The organism is Roseivivax sp. GX 12232 (genome assembly GCF_021272185.1).
Taxonomy (GTDB): Bacteria; Pseudomonadota; Alphaproteobacteria; order Rhodobacterales; family Rhodobacteraceae; genus Roseivivax.
The window spans coordinates 1-20,576 of the sequence record NZ_JAJSEC010000010.1 but is presented as its reverse complement, the minus strand read 5'-3'; the positions used below and the strand labels follow the sequence as shown (position 1 = coordinate 20,576).

General features: G+C 66.6%; 31 protein-coding genes. 1 reads left to right on the top strand and 30 read right to left on the bottom strand.

From position 1 onward, the window contains the following. The first annotated feature begins 38 nt into the window (after positions 1-38). Positions 39-995, top strand: coding sequence for an L-malyl-CoA/beta-methylmalyl-CoA lyase (locus LR948_RS15595; RefSeq protein ID WP_232755011.1), 957 nt, complete (start codon positions 39-41; stop codon positions 993-995). Positions 996-1,222: 227 nt separating this feature from the next. On the opposite strand, the gene LR948_RS15590 is transcribed toward LR948_RS15595, so the two are convergent. The 30 genes from LR948_RS15590 to rpsJ all read right to left on the bottom strand — a co-directional run bounded on the left by LR948_RS15590 (position 1,223) and on the right by rpsJ (position 20,364). Next, positions 1,223-2,572 (bottom strand): replication-associated recombination protein A, encoded by a 1,350-nt coding sequence (locus LR948_RS15590; RefSeq protein ID WP_232755010.1) that lies wholly within the window; start codon positions 2,570-2,572, stop codon positions 1,223-1,225. Positions 2,573-2,714: 142 nt separating this feature from the next. After that, the gene (locus LR948_RS15585) at positions 2,715-3,305 is read right to left on the bottom strand and encodes an exopolysaccharide biosynthesis protein (protein ID WP_232755009.1); all 591 of its coding nucleotides are present in this window, start codon (positions 3,303-3,305) and stop codon (positions 2,715-2,717) included. A 184-nt stretch (positions 3,306-3,489) separates the two neighbouring features. Beyond that, positions 3,490-3,915: a 50S ribosomal protein L17 gene (gene rplQ, locus LR948_RS15580; RefSeq protein WP_232755008.1), complete on the bottom strand. Its 426-nt coding sequence runs from the start codon at positions 3,913-3,915 to the stop codon at positions 3,490-3,492. 122 nt (positions 3,916-4,037) lie between these two features. Next, on the bottom strand, positions 4,038-5,054 hold the full coding sequence (locus tag LR948_RS15575) for a DNA-directed RNA polymerase subunit alpha (protein WP_232755007.1): 1,017 nt from the start codon (positions 5,052-5,054) through the stop codon (positions 4,038-4,040). 118 nt (positions 5,055-5,172) lie between these two features. Further along, on the bottom strand, positions 5,173-5,565 hold the full coding sequence (rpsK, locus tag LR948_RS15570) for a 30S ribosomal protein S11 (RefSeq protein ID WP_232755006.1): 393 nt from the start codon (positions 5,563-5,565) through the stop codon (positions 5,173-5,175). 15 nt (positions 5,566-5,580) lie between these two features. Next, entirely contained in the window at positions 5,581-5,949 is a 369-nt protein-coding gene (gene rpsM / locus LR948_RS15565; protein ID WP_232755005.1) for a 30S ribosomal protein S13, read from the bottom strand. A 454-nt stretch (positions 5,950-6,403) separates the two neighbouring features. Beyond that, positions 6,404-7,060: an adenylate kinase gene (locus LR948_RS15560; RefSeq protein ID WP_232755004.1), complete on the bottom strand. Its 657-nt coding sequence runs from the start codon at positions 7,058-7,060 to the stop codon at positions 6,404-6,406. Further along, on the bottom strand, positions 7,057-8,421 hold the full coding sequence (secY, locus tag LR948_RS15555) for a preprotein translocase subunit SecY (RefSeq protein WP_232755003.1): 1,365 nt from the start codon (positions 8,419-8,421) through the stop codon (positions 7,057-7,059). The genes LR948_RS15560 and secY overlap by 4 nt, the downstream gene beginning before the upstream one ends. Positions 8,422-8,527: 106 nt before the next feature. After that, entirely contained in the window at positions 8,528-8,995 is a 468-nt protein-coding gene (rplO, locus tag LR948_RS15550) for a 50S ribosomal protein L15 (RefSeq protein ID WP_232755002.1), read from the bottom strand. 771 nt (positions 8,996-9,766) lie between these two features. After that, positions 9,767-9,955, bottom strand: a complete 189-nt coding sequence (rpmD, locus tag LR948_RS15545) for a 50S ribosomal protein L30 (RefSeq protein WP_232755128.1) — start codon at positions 9,953-9,955, stop codon at positions 9,767-9,769. A gap of 5 nt (positions 9,956-9,960) precedes the next feature. Beyond that, positions 9,961-10,548 (bottom strand): 30S ribosomal protein S5, encoded by a 588-nt coding sequence (gene rpsE / locus LR948_RS15540; protein ID WP_232755001.1) that lies wholly within the window; start codon positions 10,546-10,548, stop codon positions 9,961-9,963. A gap of 217 nt (positions 10,549-10,765) precedes the next feature. Continuing rightward, positions 10,766-11,125 (bottom strand): 50S ribosomal protein L18, encoded by a 360-nt coding sequence (rplR, locus tag LR948_RS15535; protein ID WP_232755000.1) that lies wholly within the window; start codon positions 11,123-11,125, stop codon positions 10,766-10,768. Positions 11,126-11,137: 12 nt separating this feature from the next. Further along, positions 11,138-11,671: a 50S ribosomal protein L6 gene (gene rplF, locus LR948_RS15530; protein ID WP_232754999.1), complete on the bottom strand. Its 534-nt coding sequence runs from the start codon at positions 11,669-11,671 to the stop codon at positions 11,138-11,140. 13 nt (positions 11,672-11,684) lie between these two features. After that, complete coding sequence (gene rpsH, locus LR948_RS15525) at positions 11,685-12,077, bottom strand: 30S ribosomal protein S8 (RefSeq protein WP_232754998.1); 393 nt, start codon at positions 12,075-12,077, stop codon at positions 11,685-11,687. A 12-nt stretch (positions 12,078-12,089) separates the two neighbouring features. Further along, a complete protein-coding gene (rpsN, locus tag LR948_RS15520; RefSeq protein WP_232754997.1) occupies positions 12,090-12,395 on the bottom strand; it encodes a 30S ribosomal protein S14 in 306 nt (101 codons plus the stop codon). A 14-nt stretch (positions 12,396-12,409) separates the two neighbouring features. Then, positions 12,410-12,970 carry a 50S ribosomal protein L5 gene (rplE, locus tag LR948_RS15515; RefSeq protein WP_232754996.1) on the bottom strand — a complete coding sequence of 187 codons (561 nt, stop codon included), beginning with the start codon at positions 12,968-12,970 and terminating at the stop codon, positions 12,410-12,412. Then, on the bottom strand, positions 12,970-13,275 hold the full coding sequence (gene rplX, locus LR948_RS15510; protein WP_232754995.1) for a 50S ribosomal protein L24: 306 nt from the start codon (positions 13,273-13,275) through the stop codon (positions 12,970-12,972). Before rplX ends, rplE begins: the two co-directional genes overlap by 1 nt. After that, positions 13,275-13,643 carry a 50S ribosomal protein L14 gene (gene rplN, locus LR948_RS15505; RefSeq protein WP_232754994.1) on the bottom strand — a complete coding sequence of 123 codons (369 nt, stop codon included), beginning with the start codon at positions 13,641-13,643 and terminating at the stop codon, positions 13,275-13,277. Before rplN ends, rplX begins: the two co-directional genes overlap by 1 nt. A 75-nt stretch (positions 13,644-13,718) precedes the next feature. Further along, positions 13,719-13,949 carry a 30S ribosomal protein S17 gene (gene rpsQ, locus LR948_RS15500; RefSeq protein WP_232754993.1) on the bottom strand — a complete coding sequence of 77 codons (231 nt, stop codon included), beginning with the start codon at positions 13,947-13,949 and terminating at the stop codon, positions 13,719-13,721. A gap of 12 nt (positions 13,950-13,961) precedes the next feature. Continuing rightward, a complete protein-coding gene (gene rpmC, locus LR948_RS15495; protein WP_232754992.1) occupies positions 13,962-14,168 on the bottom strand; it encodes a 50S ribosomal protein L29 in 207 nt (68 codons plus the stop codon). 252 nt (positions 14,169-14,420) lie between these two features. Continuing rightward, positions 14,421-15,038, bottom strand: coding sequence for a 2OG-Fe(II) oxygenase family protein (locus tag LR948_RS15490; RefSeq protein WP_232754991.1), 618 nt, complete (start codon positions 15,036-15,038; stop codon positions 14,421-14,423). 348 nt (positions 15,039-15,386) lie between these two features. Beyond that, positions 15,387-15,800: a 50S ribosomal protein L16 gene (rplP, locus tag LR948_RS15485; RefSeq protein ID WP_232754990.1), complete on the bottom strand. Its 414-nt coding sequence runs from the start codon at positions 15,798-15,800 to the stop codon at positions 15,387-15,389. Positions 15,801-15,813: 13 nt separating this feature from the next. Further along, the gene (gene rpsC / locus LR948_RS15480) at positions 15,814-16,515 is read right to left on the bottom strand and encodes a 30S ribosomal protein S3 (RefSeq protein ID WP_232754989.1); all 702 of its coding nucleotides are present in this window, start codon (positions 16,513-16,515) and stop codon (positions 15,814-15,816) included. Beyond that, the gene (gene rplV / locus LR948_RS15475; protein WP_232754988.1) at positions 16,515-16,895 is read right to left on the bottom strand and encodes a 50S ribosomal protein L22; all 381 of its coding nucleotides are present in this window, start codon (positions 16,893-16,895) and stop codon (positions 16,515-16,517) included. The genes rpsC and rplV overlap by 1 nt, the downstream gene beginning before the upstream one ends. Positions 16,896-16,898: 3 nt before the next feature. Next, positions 16,899-17,177: a 30S ribosomal protein S19 gene (rpsS, locus tag LR948_RS15470; RefSeq protein ID WP_216336671.1), complete on the bottom strand. Its 279-nt coding sequence runs from the start codon at positions 17,175-17,177 to the stop codon at positions 16,899-16,901. A 3-nt stretch (positions 17,178-17,180) separates the two neighbouring features. Then, the gene (gene rplB, locus LR948_RS15465) at positions 17,181-18,023 is read right to left on the bottom strand and encodes a 50S ribosomal protein L2 (protein WP_232754987.1); all 843 of its coding nucleotides are present in this window, start codon (positions 18,021-18,023) and stop codon (positions 17,181-17,183) included. A gap of 238 nt (positions 18,024-18,261) precedes the next feature. Then, positions 18,262-18,558 carry a 50S ribosomal protein L23 gene (locus LR948_RS15460; RefSeq protein ID WP_232754986.1) on the bottom strand — a complete coding sequence of 99 codons (297 nt, stop codon included), beginning with the start codon at positions 18,556-18,558 and terminating at the stop codon, positions 18,262-18,264. Next, positions 18,555-19,172, bottom strand: coding sequence for a 50S ribosomal protein L4 (gene rplD / locus LR948_RS15455; protein ID WP_232754985.1), 618 nt, complete (start codon positions 19,170-19,172; stop codon positions 18,555-18,557). Before rplD ends, LR948_RS15460 begins: the two co-directional genes overlap by 4 nt. Continuing rightward, positions 19,169-20,041 (bottom strand): 50S ribosomal protein L3, encoded by an 873-nt coding sequence (rplC, locus tag LR948_RS15450; RefSeq protein ID WP_232754984.1) that lies wholly within the window; start codon positions 20,039-20,041, stop codon positions 19,169-19,171. Before rplC ends, rplD begins: the two co-directional genes overlap by 4 nt. 14 nt (positions 20,042-20,055) lie before the next feature. Beyond that, positions 20,056-20,364, bottom strand: a complete 309-nt coding sequence (rpsJ, locus tag LR948_RS15445; protein WP_076450108.1) for a 30S ribosomal protein S10 — start codon at positions 20,362-20,364, stop codon at positions 20,056-20,058. Positions 20,365-20,576 lie beyond the last annotated feature (212 nt).

Below are 20,576 nucleotides of genomic sequence, written 5' to 3'. Positions count from 1 at the left end.
TGACGCATATGTAATTTCCTTACCACGGTGGAGGCCCCATGTCGTTCCGCATCCAACCCGCGCCCGTCGCCCGGCTCAACCGCTGCCAGCTCTTCGGCCCCGGCTCGCGGCCCGCGATCTTCGAGAAGATGGCGGCCTCGGAAGCCGATGTCATCAACCTCGACCTCGAGGATTCCGTCGCCCCCGACGACAAGACCGAGGCCCGGAAGAACGTCGTGCAGGCGATCGGCGACATCGACTGGGGCGAGAAGACCCTTTCCGTGCGGATCAACGGGCTCGACACGCCCTATTGGTATCGCGACGTGCTGGCCCTGGTCGAGGAGGCGCCCGACCGGCTCGACCTGATCATGATCCCCAAGGTCGGCACGGCCGGCGATCTCTACGCCGTCGACGCGCTGGTGACCGCCGCCGAGGCCGCCGCGGGACGCGGGCGGCGGCTCGGCTTCGAGGTGATCATCGAATCGGCCGCCGGCATCGCCCATGTCGAGGAGATCGCCGCGGGCTCGCCCCGTCTGCAGGCCATGAGCCTCGGCGCGGCGGATTTCGCGGCCTCCATGGGCATGGCCACCACCGGCATCGGCGGCACCCAGGAAGGCTACTACATGCGCCGCGAGGGGCAGAACTACTGGGCCGATCCCTGGCACTGGGCCCAGGCCAATATCGTCGCCGCCTGCCGCACCCACGGCGTGCTGCCGGTCGACGGGCCCTTCGGCGATTTCTCCGACGAGGAAGGCTTCCGCGCCCAGGCGCGCCGCTCGGCCACCCTGGGCATGGTCGGGAAATGGGCGATCCACCCCAAGCAGGTGGCGCTGTCCAACGAGGTCTTCACCCCGACCGCCGAGGCCATCGGCGAGGCCCGCGAGATCCTCGAGGCCATGGAGGCCGCCAAGGCCCGCGGCGAAGGCGCGACGGTCTACAAGGGGCGGCTGGTCGACATCGCCTCGATCAAGCAGGCCGAGGTGATCGTGCGGCAGGCGGAGATGATCGGGAAGTAGGCTTCGGTTTGGGGCCGGGTGTCCGGGCGTGATGGCGCCCGGTGCCCGGGCGGCGAGGGCTCTGCCCTCGCGCTCCCGAGGTATTTTCGCCATGCTGAAGGCAGGGGGGCGGCGCGCTTTGGGCCCGGCGGGTGGGCTGCGGGTGGTGACTGTGGAAGGCGCGCTTTGCGGGGCGCGCTTTTTGTTGGGCGGGTGTTTCTGGCTGTGGGCGGCGGCGCGGCGCGCGGTCAGGTGCCGCGCTCGCGGCGGAGACGGGCGAAGTAGTCCTGGCGTTTCTTCAGCTCGCGTTCGAAGCCGCGCTCCACGGGGCGGTAGAACTCCGGGCGCGCCATGCCTTCGGGGAAGTAGTTCTGGCCCGAGAAGGCCTCGTCCTGGTCGTGGTCATAGGCGTATCCCGCGCCGTAGCCCTGTTCCGACATGAGCTTGGTCGGCGCGTTCAGGATGTGTTTCGGCGGCGGCGCCGAGCCGGACTTCCGCGCCGCCTCGCGGGCGGCCTTGTAGGCGCTGTAGGCGGCGTTGGATTTCGGCGCGAGGGCGAGGTAGATCACCGCGTTGGCCAGCGCCAGTTCGCCCTCGGGCGAGCCCAGGCGTTCGTAGCTTTGCCAGGCCTCGAGGCAGACCCGCTGCGCCTCGGGATCGGCCAGGCAGATGTCCTCGACCGCCATCCGGGTCAGCCGCCGCGCCAGGTAGCGCGGGTCCTCGCCGGCCTCGAGCATCCGCGCGAACCAGTAGAGCGCGGCATCGGGATCCGAGCCGCGCACCGATTTGTGCAGCGCCGAGATCAGGTTGTAATGCCCGTCGCCGGACTTGTCGTATTGCGCCGCGCGTCGCATCAGCCGCTTCGACAGCGCCTCGCGGCCAAGCGGCGCCTCGGTGCTCCAGGCGGCGATCTGTTCGACCAGGTTCAGAAGCGCCCGACCGTCGCCGTCGGCCATCTCCAGAAGCGCCCGGCGCGCGCCCTCGTCGAGCGGCAGGGGCGCGCCCAGTTCCGCCTCGGCGCGCGCCAGGAGGTCGGCGAGGTCACGCTCCTCGAGGCGGGTCAACACCATGACCTGGGCGCGCGACAGAAGCGCCGCGTTCAGCTCGAAGCTCGGGTTCTCGGTGGTGGCGCCGACGAGCAGGATGGTGCCGTCTTCCATATGCGGCAGGAAGCTGTCCTGCTGGGCCTTGTTGAAGCGGTGGATCTCGTCGACGAAAAGCAGCGTGCCCTGCCCCGCCCGGCGGCGCTGGCGGGCGGCGTCGAAGACCTTGCGCAGCTCGGCGACGCCGGAAAAGATCGCGCTGATCTGCACGAACTCCAGGTCGGTCTCATGCGCCAGGAGCCGCGCGATGGTGGTCTTGCCGACCCCGGGCGGGCCCCAGAAGACGATCGAGCCGAGCGCGCCGCCGTCGAGCATGACCCGCAGGGGGCCGTCGTCCCCGAGGATCTGGTCCTGGCCGATCACCTCGTCGAGACTTTGCGGCCGGAGCCGGTCGGCCAGCGGGCGTGGCGCGCGGTCGGGGCCCGCGGCGCGGGACGGCGCGGTCTCGGTGCCGGGGCGCTCGGGCCCGGGGTCGCTGTCGAAGAGATCGCCCATCAGCGGCGCGCCTCTCGCGCGGCGCGGGGGCGCGGAGGGGCGGCGGCGGCGCTGGGCAAGGGCCGGAAACAGGTCATGGGCCGAGATATGTCGCCCGCCCGCGGGCTTTGCAAGCGCGCGGGCAAGGGGCACGGCGCGTGGCTCAGATCGGCAGCCTCAGGAGCGCCCAGACGATCACCCCGACCGCGCCCGCCGAGAGCGCGAACCCCAGCGCCATGAGGAGCCCGTCGCGCAGGGTCAGCGCCAGGCCGATCATCGCGATCGCCGCCATCGGCGCGGTGCTGGCGAAGGGCACCAGCTCCAGTGCCGGCACGGTCAGGCAGAGTGTCACCACCACCAGCGCCGCGAGCCGCCGCACCGGGCCGCGCACCAGCATCGGCAGGCGGCCGGGGAACCAGCGCTCGACGCGTTGGCCGGCGGGGCGCAGCATCTCGATGGCCTGGTGCAGGCGCTCCCCCTCGACCGAGCGGGCGCGCAGCACGGCGGGCGCCCAGATCCGGTCGCGGCCAAGGGCGACCTGCACCGCGAAAAGGCTGATCAGCAGCGCCAGCAGCGTCGGAACGCCGGGGATGCCGCCGAAAGGCGTGATCTCCAGGAGCGCGGGCAGGAAGAGGAAGGGCCCGTAGCCGCGCCCGCCAAGCGCGTCCACCGCCTCGCCCAGGGTCAGCCGCCCGTCGCCGGTGGCCGCCTCGATCCGGTCGAAGACATCCTCGATGCTGTGCGTGCGCTGCACGGGGGGCCTGTCCTTTCGTTGCGTCCTCGCCGGGGACAGATAGGCATTCCGCGCGCCGCTGCCAGTGCGGAGGCCCGCGAGGGGCCATGCGGGGCGCGGAAAAGGGCCGGAAAAGAAAAGGCCCCGCCGGCGGAACCGGCGGGGCCAGGAAGATCGGTCGGGCGCGGGACGCGCGCCCCGGGGATCACTCCTCGTCGGCGAAGGCCTCTTCGGCCTCGAGACGGGCCTTGTCGCCCGCGCCTTTCGCCTCGGGATCGCGGTCCACGAGCTCGATGATGGCCATGGGCGCCATGTCGCCATAGCGGAAGCCGGCCTTCAGGACGCGGATGTAGCCGCCCTGGCGCTCGGCGTACCGGGGGCCCAGCACTTCGAAAAGCTTCTCGACGTGGGCATCCTGCTTGAGCTGGGCTGCGGCCTGGCGGCGGGCGTGCAGATCGCCGCGCTTGCCGAGCGTGATCAGCTTCTCGACGATCGGGCGCAGTTCCTTGGCCTTCGGCAGGGTCGTCTTGATCTGCTCGTGCTCGATCAGCGAGCCGGCCATGTTGGCCCAGAGCGCCTTGCGGTGCTCATGGGTGCGGTTGAGGCGGCGGTAGCCTTTTGCGTGACGCATTGTCGTGTCTCCTAGGTTCGTTTTGCTTTGTCCGGCGGCCCATGCGTGGTGAGGCCGCTCTCCTTGGGGTCATGGGACCCGATGCGGCGTCCGGGCGGGTGGGCCACCCGGACGGGCATGTCTCAGAACTGGTCTTCCATCTTCTTCGAGAGATCCTCGATGTTGTCCGGCGGCCAGTCCTCGACGTCCATGCCGAGATGCAGGCCCATGCCCGAGAGCACTTCCTTGATCTCGTTCAGCGACTTGCGGCCGAAGTTCGGAGTGCGCAGCATCTCGGCTTCGGTCTTCTGGATCAGGTCGCCGATATAGACGATGTTGTCGTTCTTCAGGCAGTTGGCCGAACGCACCGACAGTTCGAGCTCGTCGACCTTCTTCAGCAGAAGCGGGTTGAACTCGAGGCCGTCGTCGTCGTCCTGACGCTGGGCGCTTTCCGGCTCGTCGAAGTTGACGAAGATCGACAGCTGGTCCTGCAGGATGCGCGCCGCGAAGGCGATGGCGTCCTCGGGGCTGACGGAACCGTCGGTCTCGATCTTCATGGTCAGCTTGTCGTAGTCCAGCACCTGGCCCTCGCGGGTGGGCTGCACGTCATAGGCGACCTTCTTGACCGGGGAATAGATCGCGTCGATCGGCATCAGGCCGATGGGCGCATCCTCGGGCTTGTTCTTGTCGGCCGAGACGTAACCTTTGCCCTGGTTGACGGTGAGCTCCATGTAGAGCTCGGCGCCCTCGTCCAGGTGGCAGATCACGTGGTCCTTGTTCAGGACCTCGATGCCGTTCGATTCCGAGATGTCGCCGGCGGTGACGACGCCGGGGCCCTTTTTCGAAATCGACAGCCGCTTCGGCCCTTCAACTTCCATCTTCAGCGAGACGGCCTTGAGGTTCAGGACGATGTCGGTCACATCCTCGCGGACGCCGTCGACCGAGGAAAACTCGTGCAGCACGTTGTCGATCTGCACCGAGGTGATCGCCGCGCCCTGCAGCGACGACAGGAGAACCCGGCGCAGCGCGTTGCCGAGCGTCAGGCCGAAGCCGCGCTCGAGCGGTTCGGCGACCAGGGTCGCGGATTTGGCCGGTTCGTTGCCGGGACGAACATCAAGCTGGGTCGGCTTGATGAGCTCTGCCCAATTCTTGTGGATCATGTATGACCTCCATTCCTGTCTCGACCCCATGTCCGGAAGGCTCGAGACGCCCGAGGTTAAGAAACGCGAGGTCCGGGGCCCGGACAAATGCCGGGCCCCGGACAAGAAAACGTCCGTATCAGACGCGGCGACGCTTGGGCGGGCGGCAGCCGTTGTGCGCGATCGGCGTCACGTCGCGGATCGACGTGATGTTGAAGCCGACAGCGGCGAGCGCGCGCAGCGCGGATTCGCGGCCCGAACCGGGGCCCTGCACCTCGACCTCGAGGGTCTTGACGCCGTGCTCCTGCGCCTTCTTGCCGGCGTCCTCGGCCGCGAGCTGCGCGGCATAGGGCGTCGACTTGCGCGAGCCCTTGAAGCCCATGGTGCCGGCGGACGACCAGGAGATCGCGTTGCCTTGCACGTCCGAGATCAGGACCTTGGTGTTGTTGAAGCTGGAATTCACATGGGCGACGCCAGCTGCAATGTTCTTGGAGACCTTCTTCTTGCCTCCGCGACGGGTATCACGTGCCATTGTTGCGAGCCTCCCTTACTTCTTCTTGCCAGCGATCGGCTTGGCCGGGCCCTTGCGGGTGCGGGCATTGGTGTGGGTGCGCTGACCGCGCACGGGGAGGTTGCGACGATGGCGCAGGCCGCGGTAGCAGCCGAGGTCCATCAGGCGCTTGACGTTGATCTGAACCTCACGGCGCAGGTCGCCCTCGACGGTGTAGTTCGCGTCGATGTGCTCGCGCATGGCGACGACTTCGGCGTCGCTCAGCTCGTTCACGCGACGGGTCGCGTCGATGTTGACGGCCTGGCAGATCTCCTGGGCGGAGTTCGGGCCGATGCCGTGGATGTAGGTGAGTGCGATGGGCACCCGTTTGTTCGTCGGGATGTTGACGCCGGCAATACGTGCCAAGTCTCTATGTCCTCTAGTTGCGGTTCCGTAGCTCCAGAACCTTTTTTCACAACACAAGGCCCTTGGGCGGCGACGCCCGCGGGCCAATTGTCGATCAGGTGGTCTTGCGGCGGTCGGAAAACACGCCGCAAAAGGCGATTCCCCTTTCGGAGATGCCGGTGGGTAGTGTGATTTGACCGGGGGGTCAAGCCCTCAGGCGGAGCCCCGCCGCCGACCCGCGAAGATCGCGGGCGGGGTGCGGCCTTGGCCAAGGATATGGGGCGCGGTGCCTGCGCCGGCAAGGCCCCTGCCCCGCTCCCGCTGCGATGCGCTTCGGTGCGCCCGCGGGCGCTTACGAGAAAGGCGCCCGGGAGGGGGACCGGACGCCTTTCAGAAACCGTCTTTGGCTGTGCCTTACGAAGGGAATGCGCGGTCGCTCATTCCAAGGCGATAACTGTGCATCCGCAGAAATTGTTCAAGATGCCGTGGCGTCAAGCACGCCGGCGATTGCCGATTGCACCTCGGAGATGTCGCCCAGACCGTCGACCCGCTCGAGCTGGCCCTTGGCGTAGTAGTAGCCCAGGAGCGGCGAGGTCTTCTTGTAGTATTCCATCAGCCGCTGCTTGAGGCTCTCGGCGTTGTCGTCGGCGCGGCGCTTGAACTCGGCCTTCTCGCCGCAGTTCGAGCAGACGCCATCGGCCGGGATCGGCTTGGTCTTGTCGTTGTAGACCTCGCCGCAGTTGCCGCAGGTCGACCGCGCGGTGATGCGCTCGACCAGCGCCTCGTCGTCGACGCGCATCTCGATCACCGCATCGAGGCTCTCGCCCTGCTCGGCCAGGAGCGCGCCAAGCGCATCGGCCTGGGCGAGCGTGCGCGGGAAGCCGTCGAAGATGAAGCCCGCGGTCTTCTCGCCCTGCAGCTTCTCGCGGATCAGGCCGATCACGATCTCGTCGGTCACCAGCTCGCCCTTGGCCATCACATCGGCCACGACCTGGCCCATCTCGGTGCCCGAGTCCTTGGCTTCGCGCAGCATGTCGCCGGTCGAGAGCTGGGTCATGCCACGGCCATCGACGAGGTGGCGGGCCTGGGTGCCTTTGCCGGCACCCGGCGGTCCGAGAAGAATGATGTTCATCGGCGCTGCGGTCCTTTTCTCTTGCGGGTCTTACCCTTACCGCGGAGCTGCGACTTCTGAATAAGACCTTCGTATTGATGCGCGAGGAGGTGGCTCTGCACCTGCTGAATGGTGTCCATCGTCACGCTCACCACGATGAGAACCGAGGTGCCGCCGAAGTAGAAGGGGATCGCGAACTGGCTGCGGACGATCTCGGGCAGGAGGCAGACGAAGGCCAGATAGGCCGAGCCCAGCACCAGCACGCGGTTGACCACGTATTCGAGGTATTCCGAGGTCCGCTTGCCCGGACGGATGCCCGGCACGAAGCCGTTCTGCTTCTTCAGGTTGTCGGCCACGTCATCGGGTTTGAACGAGACGTTGAAGGTATAGAAATAGGCGAAGAAGACGATCATCGCCGCGAAGAACAGCAGGTAGAGCGGCTGCCCGGGGCCGAAATAGGCCAAGAGCGTCGACATCACCGGACCGGTGCTGCCCTCGCCCGAGAAGGTCGAGACCGTGACCGGCAGCAGCAGGAGCGAGGAGGCGAAGATCGCCGGGATCACGCCCGCGGGGTTCACCTTGACCGGCAGGTGGCTGTTCTGCGCCTCGGTCATCTTCATGCCGACCTGGCGGCGCGGATACTGGATGGTGATCTTGCGGAGCGCCCGCTCCATGAACACCACGAAGGTGATCACCGCCACCACCATGAGGATCACGCCGATGATCACGGCGGGGCTGATGGCGCCCGAACGGCCCGAGGCGAAGAACTGCGCCAGGGCGGCGGGAACCTCGGCGATGATGCCGACGAAGATGATCAGCGAGATGCCGTTGCCGACGCCGCGCGCGGTGATCTGCTCACCGAGCCACATCAGGAACATCGTGCCGCCGACCAGGGTGATCACGGTCGCGGCGCGGAAATACCAGCCGGGATCGGTCACCAGGTCGCCCGCTTCCAGACTGACCGCCAGACCATAGGCCTGGAAGGTCGCCAGGAGCACCGTTCCGTAGCGGGTGTACTGGTTGATCTTCTTGCGGCCCTGCTCGCCCTCTTTCTTGAGCTGCTCGAGCGCCGGCACCATGGAGGCCAGGAGCTGCACGATGATCGAGGCCGAGATATAGGGCATGATGCCCAGGGCGAAGATGCCCATGCGTCCCAGCGCGCCGCCGGTGAACATGGTCAGGATGCCGCCGATGCCCGACTGCGCGCCTTCCATGAATTCCCGAAGCGCCTGCCCGTCGATCCCGGGCACCGGGATGAAGGTGCCGAGGCGGAAGATGCAGAGCAGCGCCAGCGTGTAGAAGATGCGTTTGCGAAGGTCGGTGGCCGATGCGAGCGCGGACCAGCTCGTATTCGCGGCCATTTGTTCGACAGCAGATGCCATGAAGCGGTCTCTCTATTCGGTCAAACGCCGCCCCGAGCCTTGAGGGGCTGAGGCGGCGTCGGAAACTGCTAACGGATGTAAGCGGCGCGCGGGCCGCCCACAACCTTTATTCGGCCGCCTGAGCCGTGGTGATCGAACCGCCGGCCTTCTCGACCGCGGCGACAGCCGACTTCGAGGCGCCGGTGACGGTCAGCGAGACCTTGGACGAGATGTCGCCCTTGGCGAGCACGCGGATGCCGTCGAGCTTGCGGCGCACGACGCCGGAGGCGACCAGAGCGTCCTCGTCGATCGGCTTGCCCGCGTCGAGCTTGCCGGCCTCGATGAACTTCTGGATGATGCCGAGGTTCACGACGGCGAAGGTCTTGCGGTTGGGCTTGTTGAAGCCGCGCTTCGGCAGGCGCTGGTAGAGCGGCATCTGGCCGCCCTCGTAGCCGTTGATGGCCACGCCCGAACGAGACTTCTGGCCCTTGATGCCGCGGCCGCCCATCTTGCCGACGCCCGAGCCCGGGCCGCGGCCGATACGCTTCTTGCGGCGGTTGGCGCCTTCGTTGTCGCGCAGTTCGTTGAGTTTCATGTCGCTTCTCCTTGCCGGATGTGGCCCCCAGCGACGGATGGGCCAAACGCGGCGTTTTCAGATGTGGTCGGTGTGATCCTCAGAGATCACCGGGGGCGTATAGACGGGGTGGGCAGGCGGTTCAAGGGCAGGCGCGGGGATGGGCGGCAGAATTCCCGGTGACGTTGTGGCGGGGTGGGGTGACGGGGGTGTGCGGGCGCGGGGTTTGGGGCGGTGGTGCTGGGCGCGGGTGGCGCTTGGTGCGACGTGGTCGCGCGACAATCGGGTCGGCCGGAGCCATGCGGGTCATTCAGAGCGACGCGCGCCGGCCCCCTTCCCTCTGGCCTCTCTCCACACGCTGCTCAACCGCGACCAGCATGCGCCCGAATAGCACCGAAGGTGCCGGGCGCGCGCCGGACCGGCCCGATGGGCCGGCGCTCCTTGGGGTGGCGTGCCTAGCTCACAGTGAGCAATGACCTTGCTGGGATAAAGCGCGCAGCTCAGAGGTCGGCAGCGCCGGCCCCCGGTCCGGCGCGCGCCCTCTGTGGGGGATGGTGGCGAGGGGGATTCTGGGGAGCGGCGGACGTTGGTGTAACCGTTCGTTCTTGTGGCGTTCGGGGAGACACGCCCTGATCGACCGTCGAGCCAACAGTCACGCCGACCCAAGCCCCTGCTCCCTGCTCCCTGCTCCCGGGTAGCGCAGCCCTCCCCACCCAACGCCCAAAACGCAAAAGGCGCGCCCCTCTCCGAGCGCGCCTTTCATAGCGTATTCGCAAGATGCGAAGGGCGGGCTCAGCCGCGCTCTTCGACGATCTCCACCAGATGCGGGATCTTGGCGATCATGCCGCGCACCGAGGGGGTGTCCTCGAGCTCGCGGGTCTTGTGCATCTTGTTCAGCCCCAGGCCGATCAGCGTCTGGCGCTGCTTCTCGGGGCGGCGGATCGGGCTGCCGATCTGCTTGACGACGATGGTCTTTGCCATGGTGCTCATGCCTCCTCGGCGAGGTGGGTCTGCGGATCACCGTGATCCGGGGCCTCGTCCCGCTTGGGCAGGATGTCGGCGACCTTCTTGCCGCGACGCTGCGCCACCTGGCGGGGGCTGGCCTCACGCGACAGGCCGTTCAGCGTCGCGCGGATCATGTTGTAGGGGTTCTGCGAGCCCACCGACTTGGCGACCACGTCCTGAACGCCCAGCATCTCGAAGACGGCACGCATCGGACCACCGGCGATGATCCCGGTACCCTGGGGGGCGGTCCGCATCACGACCCGGCCCGCGCCGTGGCGGCCCTCGACGTCGTGGTGCAGGGTGCGGCCCTCGCGCAGCGGCACGCGCATCATGCCACGCTTGGCCTGCTCGGTGGCCTTGCGGATGGCCTCGGGGACCTCCTTGGCCTTGCCCTTGCCAAAGCCGACGCGGCCCTTCTGATCGCCGACCACGACGAGCGCTGCGAAGCCGAAGCGCTTGCCGCCCTTCACGGTCTTCGACACGCGGTTGATCGCGACAAGGCGATCTGCGAATTCCGGCGCTTCGTCGCGATCGCGACGGCCACGCCCTCTGTTCTCACGTTCTGCCATCTGGCATTCCTGTTCTTCTCTGCGCCGCAGCGCGATGTTCCAATCGAAGTGCCCGGATCGCTCCGGTGCCCCGATCATCGAGGCGGGCGGACCCGCCTACCCTTGCGGTCTCCCAAGTGCCGGCAGGCCGGCTGCGGGAGAATGCACCCCGGGCCGCGATCGCGAGGATCCGGCCCGGGACATGACGCGAAGGCCGGGAACCCCCGGCCCTCACATATCAGAGCTTCAGGCCACCCTCGCGAGCGGCATCTGCCAGCGCCTTCACACGGCCGTGGAACAGAAAGCCCCCACGGTCGAAATAGGCTTCCTCGACACCGGCCTTCTTGGCCCGCTCGGCAATCGCCGCGCCGACCTTCTGGGCCGCTTCGAGGTCGTTCTTGCCGACCACGCCAAGCGCCTTCTCCATGGAGGAGGCCGCGGCCAGGGTCCGGCCGTTGACGTCGTCGATCAGCTGAACGCTGATGTTCTTGTTCGAGCGATGCACCGAAAGGCGGGCACGGCCCGAATTTGCGCTGCGAAGCTTGTTCCGGACGCGCAGGCGGCGTTTGCGGAACAGGTCACGTTTGCTGTTAGCCATGTCCTTGCGTCCTTACTTCTTCTTGCCTTCCTTCTGGAAGATGTACTCACCCTTGTAGCGGATGCCCTTGCCCTTGTAGGGCTCGGGACGCCGCCAATCACGGATGTTCGCCGCGACCTGGCCGACCTGCTGGGCGTCGTGGCCTTCGACCACGAGCTCCGTCGGCTTCGCCGCGGTGACAGTCACACCGTCCGGAATGGGGAAATCCACGTCGTGGCTGAGGCCGAGGTTCAGCTTCAGGACATTGCCCTGAACCTGCGCCCGGTAACCCACGCCCTGGATCTCCAGCTCTTTCTTGAAGGTCTCCTGGACGCCATGCACCAGGTTCGCGACCATGGTGCGGGCCATCCCCCACTGCTGGCGGGCGCGCTTCGACTTGCCGCGCGGCGACACGGAGACCGTGTCGCCTTCGACGACGATGGTGACGTCGTCGGTGGCGGTGAAGCTCTGCGTGCCCTTGGGGCCCTTCACTTCGATCGTCTGACCCGACACGGAGGCGGAGACCCCCGAGGGCAGTTCGACCGGCTTCTTACCAATACGAGACATGCTCAGGACCTCCTTAGAATACCGTGCAGAGCACTTCGCCGCCGACATTGGCCGCGCGTGCATTGGCATCCGACATCACGCCCTTGGGGGTCGAGACGATCGACACGCCCAGGCCCTGGCGGACCTGCGGAATGTCGGTCACGCCCAGGTAGACGCGGCGGCCCGGCTTGGAAACGCGGGTCAGCTCGCGGATGACGGGCGCACCCTCGTAGTACTTGAGGGCGATCTGGAGCGTCGGGTGGCCGCGCTCGTCGGTGCCCTTCTCGTAGCCGCGGATGTAGCCTTCGTCGGCCAGGACATCGAGCACCCAGGCGCGAAGCTTGGACGCCGGCGTCGAGACGGTGGACTTGCCCCGCAGCTGCGCGTTGCGGATGCGGGTCAGCATATCGCCGATAGGATCGTTCATCTCAGGACCTCCTTACCAGCTCGACTTGACCATGCCGGGCAGCAGGCCCTGCGAACCGAGGTTGCGGAGCATGATGCGGCTGATCTTCAGCTTGCGGTAATAGGCGTGCGGACGCCCCGTGAGCTGACAGCGGTTGTGAAGCCGGGTCGGCGAGGAGTTGCGCGGCAGCTCTGCGAGCTTCAGCCGTGCTTTGAACCGCTCTTCCATCGGCTTCGCTTCGTCGTTCGCGATTTCCTTCAGCGCGGCACGCTTCTCGGCGTATTTGGCCACGAGGCGCTGACGCTTCTTCTCGCGCTCAACCATGGATTTCTTCGCCATAGTTCAGAATCCCCTTATGCGTTGAACGGCATGTTGAAGTGCTTCAACAGCGCCTTGGCTTCCGCGTCGGTCTTCGCGGTCGTGGTGATGTTGATGTCCATGCCCCAGACCTCGTCGACCTTGTCGAAGTCGATCTCGGGGAAGACGATGTGTTCCTTGATGCCCATGGCGAAGTTGCCACGGCCGTCGAAGGACGGCTTCACACCGCGGAAGTCCCGGATCCGGGGCATCGCGACGGTGATCAGACGATCGAGAAACTCGTACATGCGGGCATGGCGCAGGGTCACCTTGGCGCCGAGCGGCATTTCCTCACGGACGCGGAAGCCCGCGATGGACTTCTTCGCCTTCGTGACGACCGCGTGCTGACCGGCGATCTTGGTCAGGTCTTCCTGAGCCGATTTCGCCTTCTTGCTGTCACGCACCGCCTCGGCACCGCAGCCGATGTTCAGGGTGATCTTCTCGAGGAAGGGGATCTGCAGGTCGTTGGTGTAGCCGAACTCCTCGCGGAGCTTGGCCCGGACCTCGTCCCGGTAGAGCGCCTTGAGACGCGGGGTGTAGTTCTGGGTATCGAGCATCAGATCGCATCCCCCGTGGTCTTGGCGTAACGCACCTTCTTGCCGTCTTCCTCGCGGAAGCCGACGCGGGTGGCCTTGCCGTTCTTGTCGACGATGGCGAGGTTCGACAGGTCGATCGGCAGCGCCTTCGGCTGACGGCCGCCCTGGTTGGTCTGGGTCTGGCGCTGATGGCGCACGGCCATGTTCACGCCCTCGACGACGGCCTTGCCGGCCTTGGGGTCGACAGAGGTGATCTCACCCTCTTTGCCCTTGTCCTTGCCGGTGAGCACGACGACCTTGTCGCCCTTGCGGAGTTTCGCGGCCATTAGAGCACCTCCGGAGCAAGCGAGATGATCTTCATGAAGTTCTTCGCCCGCAGCTCGCGCACGACCGGCCCGAAGATACGGGTGCCGACAGGCTCGCCCGTGTTGTTCAGGATGACGGCGGCGTTGCGGTCGAAGCGGATGGCGGTGCCGTCTTCGCGACGGACCTCCTTGGCGGTGCGCACGACGACGGCCTTGCGGACGTCACCTTTCTTCACGCGGCCGCGCGGGATGGCTTCCTTGACCGAGACGACGATGATGTCGCCCACGGAAGCGTACTTGCGCTTGGAACCACCCAGGACCTTGATGCACTGCACCCGGCGCGCGCCGGAGTTGTCAGCGACATCCAGATTGGTCTGCATCTGGATCATGTGGTTTCTCCCGACCTTTGAGGGGTGTTCTGTTGTCGCCCCCAGGGTTTCGCTAAAACCGGAAGATGATGCGCCTTATTCGGCGATCACCTCCCAGCGCTTGGTCTTCGACTTCGGCGCGCATTCGATGATGCGCACGGAATCACCCACCTGGATCGAGCCGGCCTCGTCGTGGGCGCGGTACTTCTTCGATTTCCGGATGGTCTTCTTCAGCACGGGGTGCTTGAAGCGGCGCTCGACCGAGACCGTCACGGTCTGGGCGTTCGCCGTCGAGGTCACGGTGCCTTGAAGGATACGCTTGGGCATGGTCCGTTCCCCTTATTCCGCGGAGGCCGCTGCGGCGGCCTTCTCGTTCAGCACGGTCTTGATCCGCGCGACGTCCCGGCGCACGAGCTTCATGCGCGCGGTGTTCTCGATCTGGCCGGTGGCCTGCTGGAAGCGCAGGTTGAAGGCCTCTTTCTTGAGCTGGACAAGCTGGTCCCGGAGTTCGTCCGGGGTCTTGTCACGGAGTTCGCTGGCGTTCATGGCGCCCTTTCCTTTTCAACATCACCGGAAGGCCCCTGCCCGCGTAGCCCGCAGGGTCACCCTGATTCCGGTGGAGTCCGTGGATGAGGGGGCCGTATAGAAGGGAAAGGCCAAGGGTGCAAGCTTTGTTTTGAAGGGCCTTGGCGGGCCCGGATCGGGGCCTGTGATCGGCCCTTTAGCACGCAGCCCAGCGGTCATATCGCGCATTGCCCGGACCTGCAGCCGGCAGGCTCTCCGCCGGCCCCGCCCCGCTCACTCCCAGCGGTAGTTGAAGCTCACCGAGATGCGGTCGTCCTCGGCCATGTTCATCGGCACCTCGTGGCGCAGCCAGCTCTCCCAGAGGAGCACCTCGCCGGGCTCGGGCGTGACGTAGACGAAGCTCTTGAGCTCCTCGCGGCAGTCGGGCTTGCGGGTGGGCGCGGCCATCATCATCGGCAGGCGCGGGTCCTCCAGCTTCAGCGCCGAAGTGCCGCCGGGCATGGCGACATAGGTCGTGCCCGAGATCACCGAATGCGGGTGGATGTGGCTGCCGTGGCTGCCGCCCTCGGGCAGGATGTTGATCCAGATGTCCTCGAGCACCAGCGCGCGCTCGGCGAGGTCGAACTCGAGGTCGGCGGCGAAGGCGGTGACATGGGCGTCAAGCGCGCGGACCACCTCGGCGAAGATCGGGAAGCGCCAGGGGAGATCGGTCAACGAGGCGTAGGAGGTATAGCCCGGGTAGCCGTTTTCCTCGCACCATTCCTGCCCGGCCTCGTCGTCGGCGGCGATGGAATAGCAGGAGGCCTCGAGCTCGGCCCGGTCGATCTCGTCGGCAGGCGCCAGGGGCGCGCGGTAGAGGCGGGTCGCGAAGAGCGAACGGATCTCGGTCATGGCGGCGGTGTAGCGCAGCCAGGCAGGGCTGGCGAGGGGTGATTTCCACGTGGAAATCAGCGGGAGAACTCCACGTGGAGTTCTCTTCCGGGGGGGGTGGTGCGGAGCGGTGGGGCGCCCTGGCCTGGTGGTGGAGGCGGGGCGGCTGGCGACCCAGCGCGCAGGGACGCGATTAGCCATGCGGGCGGCACGGGAGATGGGCGGTTCGGCGTTGATCCACCCAGCTTCGCGTCAGAGCGGACGATGGGGCAGCCCGATCCCAGACGGGCCCCCTGCCCTATCCCCCAAAACAAAAGACCCCCGCCGGTTTCCCGGCGGGGGCCTCGATCACTCTGCAAGCGACGTGGCTTACCAGTCCTCGCGGACCACCACGCGGGTCTTGATCGGCAGCTTCATGGAGGCCAGACGCAGCGCTTCGCGCGCGATCTCGTCACCCACGCCGTCGATCTCGAACATCACCCGGCCGGGCTTGACCTTGCAGGCCCAGAAATCGACCGAGCCCTTGCCCTTACCCATGCGGACCTCGGTCGGCTTCGAGGTGACCGGGGTGTCGGGGAAGATGCGGATCCAGACACGGCCCTGACGCTTCATGTGACGCGTCATGGCGCGGCGTGCCGCCTCGATCTGGCGCGCGGTGACGCGCTCGGGCTGCAGGGCCTTCAGGCCGTAGGTGCCGAAGTTCAGGTCAGAGCCGCCCTTGGCGACGCCCTTGATCCGGCCCTTCTGCTGCTTGCGGTACTTCGTACGTTTCGGTTGAAGCATGTCTCAAACCTCCTCAGCGACGGGGACCGCGCGGGGCGGGTCCGTCCTGGAGTTCCTGCGCCTTGCGGTCACGCGCCTGGGGATCGTGCTCCATGATCTCGCCTTTGAAGATCCAGATCTTGATCCCGATGATGCCGTAGGGCGTCTCGGCCTCGACCGACGCGTGGTCGATGTCGGCACGCAGCGTGTGCAGCGGCACCCGGCCTTCGCGGTACCATTCGGTCCGGGCGATCTCGGCGCCGCCGAGGCGGCCCGACACGTTGACCCGGATGCCGAGGGCACCCATGCGCATGGCGTTCTGCACCGAGCGCTTCATGGCGCGGCGGAAGGACACACGACGCTCGAGCTGCTGGGCGATCGACTCGCCGACCAGACGGGCGTCGAGCTCGGGCTTGCGCACCTCGACGATGTTCAGGTGCAGCTCGCTGTCGGTCATCGACGAGAGCTTCTTGCGAAGCGCCTCGATGTCCGCGCCCTTCTTGCCGATGATGACACCGGGACGCGCGGCGTGAATGGTCACGCGGCACTTCTTGTGCGGACGCTCGATGATGATGCGGGCGACACCGGCCTGCTTGCACTCGTCGTGGATGAACTCGCGGATCGCGATATCCTCGAGCAGCAGGTCGCCGTAGTCCTTGGTGTCGGCATACCAGCGGCTGTCCCAGGTGCGGTTGACCTGGAGCCGCATGCCGATCGGATTGGTCTTGTTACCCATTAGGCTTGCTCCTCGACCTGACGCACCTTGATGGTGATTTCCGAGAACGGCTTCATGATGCGGCCGAACCGGCCACGCGCCCGCGGACGGCCGCGCTTCATCACGAGGTTCTTGCCGACCCAGGCTTCGGCGACGACCAGTTCGTCGACGTCGAGACCGTGGTTGTTCTCGGCGTTGGCGATCGCCGACTGAAGGCATTTCTTCACGTCGAGAGCCACGCGCTTCTTGGAGAAGGTGAGATCGGTCAGCGCCTTCTCGACCTTCTTGCCGCGGATCATCGCTGCGACGAGGTTCAGCTTCTGCGGGCTGGTGCGAAGCATGCGCAGCTTCGCCATTGCCTCGTTGTCAGCCACGCGGCGGGGGTTCTTTTCCTGGCCCATGACTTACTTCCGCTTCGCTTTCTTGTCGGCAGCATGCCCGTAGTAGGTACGGGTCGGCGAGTATTCACCGAACTTCTGGCCGATCATGTCTTCGGACACGTTCACCGGAACGTGCTTGTGGCCGTTGTAGACGCCGAACGTCAGGCCCACGAACTGGGGCAGGATCGTCGAACGGCGCGACCAGATCTTGATGACTTCGTTGCGCCCGGATTCGCGGGCGGCCTCGGCCTTCTTCAGGACGTAGGCGTCCACGAAGGGGCCTTTCCAAACAGAACGTGCCATATCTTAGCGCCTCTTCTTCCGTGCGTGGCGCGAGCGAAGGATGAGCTTCTGCGACGCCTTGTTGGTGTTGCGGGTCCGGGCCCCCTTGGTGGGCTTGCCCCAGGGCGTGACCGGGTGGCGGCCACCGGAGGTGCGACCCTCACCACCGCCGTGCGGGTGGTCGATCGGGTTCATCACGACACCGCGGACGGACGGACGCTTGCCCATGTGGCGGGTGCGGCCGGCCTTGCCGATGTTCTGGTTCGAGTTGTCCGGGTTGGAAACCGCGCCGACGGTGGCGTAGCATTCCTGGCGGACCATGCGAAGCTCGCCCGAGGACAGGCGGATCTGCGCGTAGCCGCCGTCACGGCCGACGAACTGGGCGTAGGTGCCCGCGGCGCGTGCGATCTGGCCGCCCTTGCCCGGCTTCAGCTCGATGTTGTGGACGATCGTGCCGATCGGCATGCCCGAGAAGGGCATCGCGTTGCCCGGCTTGATGTCGGCCTTCGCGCTCGAGACCACGCGGTCGCCGATGGCGAGGCGCTGGGGCGCGAGGATGTAGGCCTGCTCGCCGTCATCGTACTGCAGGAGCGCGATGAATGCGGTGCGGTTCGGGTCGTATTCGATGCGAACGACGGTGGCGGTCACATCGGCCTTGCCACGCTTGAAATCGACGATCCGGTAGAGGCGTTTCGCCCCGCCGCCGCGGCGACGTGCCGTGATCCGTCCGGTGTTGTTGCGACCGCCCGACTTGGTCAGACCCTCGGTGAGGGCCTTGACGGGGCGTCCCTTATACAGCTCCGAACGGTCGATCAGCACCAGCCCGCGCTGGCCCGGCGTCGTCGGCTTGTACGACTTGAGTGCCATGCTTTCTGTCTTCCGTATGTCAGACGGCAGGGATCGGACCCTCTGTCCTGGCCCTGCCTATGTTGCGGGACGGTTGCCCGTCCCTCGGATGTAGGCCCCCGTAGGTGCCCGGTGGTATCGCGTCAGGCCGAAGGCCCTATCGCGGGATCCGGGTGGCGCGCGCTAGGCACCCCGCCCGGTGAAAAACGACGTGGCCCCGGACCTGCCGGGGCCACGACGAAGGATTCGCGGCCTGTTATCAGAGACCGGTGGTCACGTCGATGGTGTTTCCCTCTTCGAGGGTCACATAGGCCTTCTTGAAGTCCGACCGGCGACCGGGGCGGCCGCGGAAGCGCTTGGTCTTGCCTTTGGTGATGGTGGTGTTGACCGCCTTCACCTTGACGCCGAAGAGCGCCTCGACCGCTTCCTTGATCTGCGGCTTGTTCGCCTCGAGAGCCACCTCGAAGACCACGGCGTTCTGTTCGGAGGCCATGGTGGACTTCTCGGTGATCACTGGCTTCCGGATCACGTCGTAATGTGTCTCTTTCGCGCTCATTTCAGTCGAGCCTCCAGTGCTTCGACACCCGCCTTGGTCAGCACGAGCGTGTCGCGCTTGAGGATGTCATAGACGTTTGCGCCGACCGAGGGCAGCACGTCGAGACCGTCGATGTTGGCCGCCGCGCGGGCGAAGCCGTCGTTGACCTCGGTCCCGTCGATCACCAGCGCGCGCTTCCAGCCCAGATCCCGGACCTGCTTGGCCAGGGTGCCGGTCTTGCCGTCGCACTCTGCGGTGTCGATGACGACCAGCTGGCCCTCGCGGGCCTTGGCCGACAGCGCGTGCATCAGGCCAAGCTTGCGGACCTTCTTGGGAAGGTCGTGGGCGTGGCTGCGCGGGGTCGGGCCCTTGTAGATGCCGCCCTTGCGGAAGATCGGCGCCTTGCGGGAGCCGTGGCGTGCGCCGCCGGTGCCCTTCTGACGGTAGATCTTCTTGGTCGAGTAGCTGACATCGGAACGGCCGAGCGTGGCATGGGTGCCCTGCATGGCCTTGTTGCGCTGCCAGCGCACGACGCGGTGCAGGAGGTCGGCGCGCGGCTCGAGATTGAAGATCTCGTCGCCGAGCTCGACCGATCCGGCGCTGGCGCCGTCCAGTTTGATCACGTCGAGTTTCATTCCTCGCCTTCCTTCTTCTCGTCGTCCGAGCCCGCGGCGCCGTCTTCATCGGCAGCGATCTCGGCCTCGGCTTCCTTGAGAGCCTCTTCCTGCTGCGCGGCCTCTTCGGCCAGGCGTGCCTCTTCGGCGGCCCGTGCCTCTTCCTCGGCCTGCTTGGCGGCTTCCTCGGCCTGACGCTTGGCTTCGTCGGCAGCCGACTTCAGCGCGGCGGGCAGGATGATGCCTTCGGGCTGTGCCTTCTTCACCGCGTCCTTCACGGTGACCCAGCCGCCCTTGGCGCCGGGGACGGCACCCTTGACCATGATCAGGCCACGCTCTGCATCGGTCTTGACGATCTGCAGGTTCTGCGTGGTGACGCGCACGGCGCCCATGTGGCCGGCCATCTTCTTGCCCTTGAACACCTTGCCGGGGTCCTGACACTGACCGGTCGAACCATGCGAGCGGTGGCTGATCGACACGCCGTGCGAGGCGCGCAGACCGCCGAAGTTGTGCCGCTTCATGGCACCGGCGAAGCCCTTACCGATCGAGGTGCCGGAGATGTCCACGAACTGACCCGCGAAATAGTGGTCAGCGGTGATCTCCTCGCCCACGTCGATCATGTTCTCGGGCGCCACGCGGAACTCGGCGACCTTGCGCTTCGGTTCCACCTTGGCGGCGGCGAAATGGCCGCGCATCGGCTTGGTGACATTCTTGGCCCGCACGGTGCCGCAGCCCAGCTGAACGGCGGTGTAGCCGTGCTGATCCTGGGTGCGCTGCGCCACGACCTGCAGCTTGTCCAGCTGCAGAACGGTGACGGGCACCTGCTTGCCATCTTCGAGGAAGAGCCGGGTCATGCCGACCTTCTTTGCGATCACTCCAGAGCGCAACATGCTACGTGCCCTCCTTAAACCTTGATCTCGACGTCCACGCCCGCGGCGAGGTCGAGCTTCATCAGCGCGTCCACGGTCTGCGGGGTGGGATCGACGATGTCGAGAAGCCGCTTGTGGGTGCGGATCTCGAACTGGTCGCGGGACTTCTTGTTCACGTGGGGGCCACGCAGAACGGTGAAGCGCTCGATCTTGTTCGGCAGCGGGATCGGGCCGCGCACGTCGGCGCCCGTCCGCTTGGCGGTGTTCACGATCTCCTGCGTGCTGGCGTCCAGCACGCGGTAATCGAACGCCTTCAGCCGAATGCGAATGTTCTGGCTTTGCATTTTCATCTCGCCTTCATCGGCTAGTGAGAGTTGAGAGGAGGAGGCAGGACCACCCTGCCCCCTCGTCGAACCGCGTCTGGCCTCCGGCCGATGCGCCCCGGATCCTGCCCGGGGCCTCTCGGCTGAGTGCCCAATTCCTGGCGGGCCACCCGACAGAGGTCGCGCGGCCCTGAGAGGTCCCGGGGCCTGTCAGCCCCGGGAAGACCCCGTCG

What these genes read in the sequence shown, in the direction of transcription:
- rpsH (WP_232754998.1), bottom strand. Translation starts at nt 12,077, where the DNA reads ATGAACGATCCTATCGGCGATATGCTGACCCGCATCCGCAACGCGCAG.
- rpsE (WP_232755001.1), bottom strand. Translation starts at nt 10,548, where the DNA reads ATGGCAGAACGTGAGAACAGAGGGCGTGGCCGTCGCGATCGCGACGAA.
- rplB (WP_232754987.1), bottom strand. Translation starts at nt 18,023, where the DNA reads ATGGCACTCAAGTCGTACAAGCCGACGACGCCGGGCCAGCGCGGGCTG.
- rplV (WP_232754988.1), bottom strand. Translation starts at nt 16,895, where the DNA reads ATGGGCCAGGAAAAGAACCCCCGCCGCGTGGCTGACAACGAGGCAATG.
- rplN (WP_232754994.1), bottom strand. Translation starts at nt 13,643, where the DNA reads ATGATCCAGATGCAGACCAATCTGGATGTCGCTGACAACTCCGGCGCG.
- rpsK (WP_232755006.1), bottom strand. Translation starts at nt 5,565, where the DNA reads ATGGCACGTGATACCCGTCGCGGAGGCAAGAAGAAGGTCTCCAAGAAC.
- rpmD (WP_232755128.1), bottom strand. Translation starts at nt 9,955, where the DNA reads ATGGCAAAGACCATCGTCGTCAAGCAGATCGGCAGCCCGATCCGCCGC.
- LR948_RS15560 (WP_232755004.1), bottom strand. Translation starts at nt 7,060, where the DNA reads ATGAACATCATTCTTCTCGGACCGCCGGGTGCCGGCAAAGGCACCCAG.
- rpsQ (WP_232754993.1), bottom strand. Translation starts at nt 13,949, where the DNA reads ATGCCCAAGCGTATCCTTCAAGGCACCGTGACCTCGACGGCGAACGCC.
- rplQ (WP_232755008.1), bottom strand. Translation starts at nt 3,915, where the DNA reads ATGCGTCACGCAAAAGGCTACCGCCGCCTCAACCGCACCCATGAGCAC.
- rplC (WP_232754984.1), bottom strand. Translation starts at nt 20,041, where the DNA reads ATGTTGCGCTCTGGAGTGATCGCAAAGAAGGTCGGCATGACCCGGCTC.
- LR948_RS15590 (WP_232755010.1), bottom strand. Translation starts at nt 2,572, where the DNA reads ATGGGCGATCTCTTCGACAGCGACCCCGGGCCCGAGCGCCCCGGCACC.
- rplX (WP_232754995.1), bottom strand. Translation starts at nt 13,275, where the DNA reads ATGGCCGCGAAACTCCGCAAGGGCGACAAGGTCGTCGTGCTCACCGGC.
- LR948_RS15460 (WP_232754986.1), bottom strand. Translation starts at nt 18,558, where the DNA reads ATGAGCGCGAAAGAGACACATTACGACGTGATCCGGAAGCCAGTGATC.
- rpsN (WP_232754997.1), bottom strand. Translation starts at nt 12,395, where the DNA reads ATGGCGAAGAAATCCATGGTTGAGCGCGAGAAGAAGCGTCAGCGCCTC.
- LR948_RS15490 (WP_232754991.1), bottom strand. Translation starts at nt 15,038, where the DNA reads ATGACCGAGATCCGTTCGCTCTTCGCGACCCGCCTCTACCGCGCGCCC.
- rpsC (WP_232754989.1), bottom strand. Translation starts at nt 16,515, where the DNA reads ATGGGTAACAAGACCAATCCGATCGGCATGCGGCTCCAGGTCAACCGC.
- rplP (WP_232754990.1), bottom strand. Translation starts at nt 15,800, where the DNA reads ATGCTTCAACCGAAACGTACGAAGTACCGCAAGCAGCAGAAGGGCCGG.
- rplE (WP_232754996.1), bottom strand. Translation starts at nt 12,970, where the DNA reads ATGCTCGATACCCAGAACTACACCCCGCGTCTCAAGGCGCTCTACCGG.
- rplO (WP_232755002.1), bottom strand. Translation starts at nt 8,995, where the DNA reads ATGAAACTCAACGAACTGCGCGACAACGAAGGCGCCAACCGCCGCAAG.
- secY (WP_232755003.1), bottom strand. Translation starts at nt 8,421, where the DNA reads ATGGCATCTGCTGTCGAACAAATGGCCGCGAATACGAGCTGGTCCGCG.
- rpmC (WP_232754992.1), bottom strand. Translation starts at nt 14,168, where the DNA reads ATGAACGCCAGCGAACTCCGTGACAAGACCCCGGACGAACTCCGGGAC.
- rpsS (WP_216336671.1), bottom strand. Translation starts at nt 17,177, where the DNA reads ATGGCACGTTCTGTTTGGAAAGGCCCCTTCGTGGACGCCTACGTCCTG.
- rplR (WP_232755000.1), bottom strand. Translation starts at nt 11,125, where the DNA reads ATGGCTAACAGCAAACGTGACCTGTTCCGCAAACGCCGCCTGCGCGTC.
- rpsJ (WP_076450108.1), bottom strand. Translation starts at nt 20,364, where the DNA reads ATGCAAAGCCAGAACATTCGCATTCGGCTGAAGGCGTTCGATTACCGC.
- LR948_RS15595 (WP_232755011.1), top strand. Translation starts at nt 39, where the DNA reads ATGTCGTTCCGCATCCAACCCGCGCCCGTCGCCCGGCTCAACCGCTGC.
- rplF (WP_232754999.1), bottom strand. Translation starts at nt 11,671, where the DNA reads ATGTCTCGTATTGGTAAGAAGCCGGTCGAACTGCCCTCGGGGGTCTCC.
- rplD (WP_232754985.1), bottom strand. Translation starts at nt 19,172, where the DNA reads ATGAAACTCGACGTGATCAAACTGGACGGCGCCAGCGCCGGATCGGTC.
- LR948_RS15575 (WP_232755007.1), bottom strand. Translation starts at nt 5,054, where the DNA reads ATGATCCACAAGAATTGGGCAGAGCTCATCAAGCCGACCCAGCTTGAT.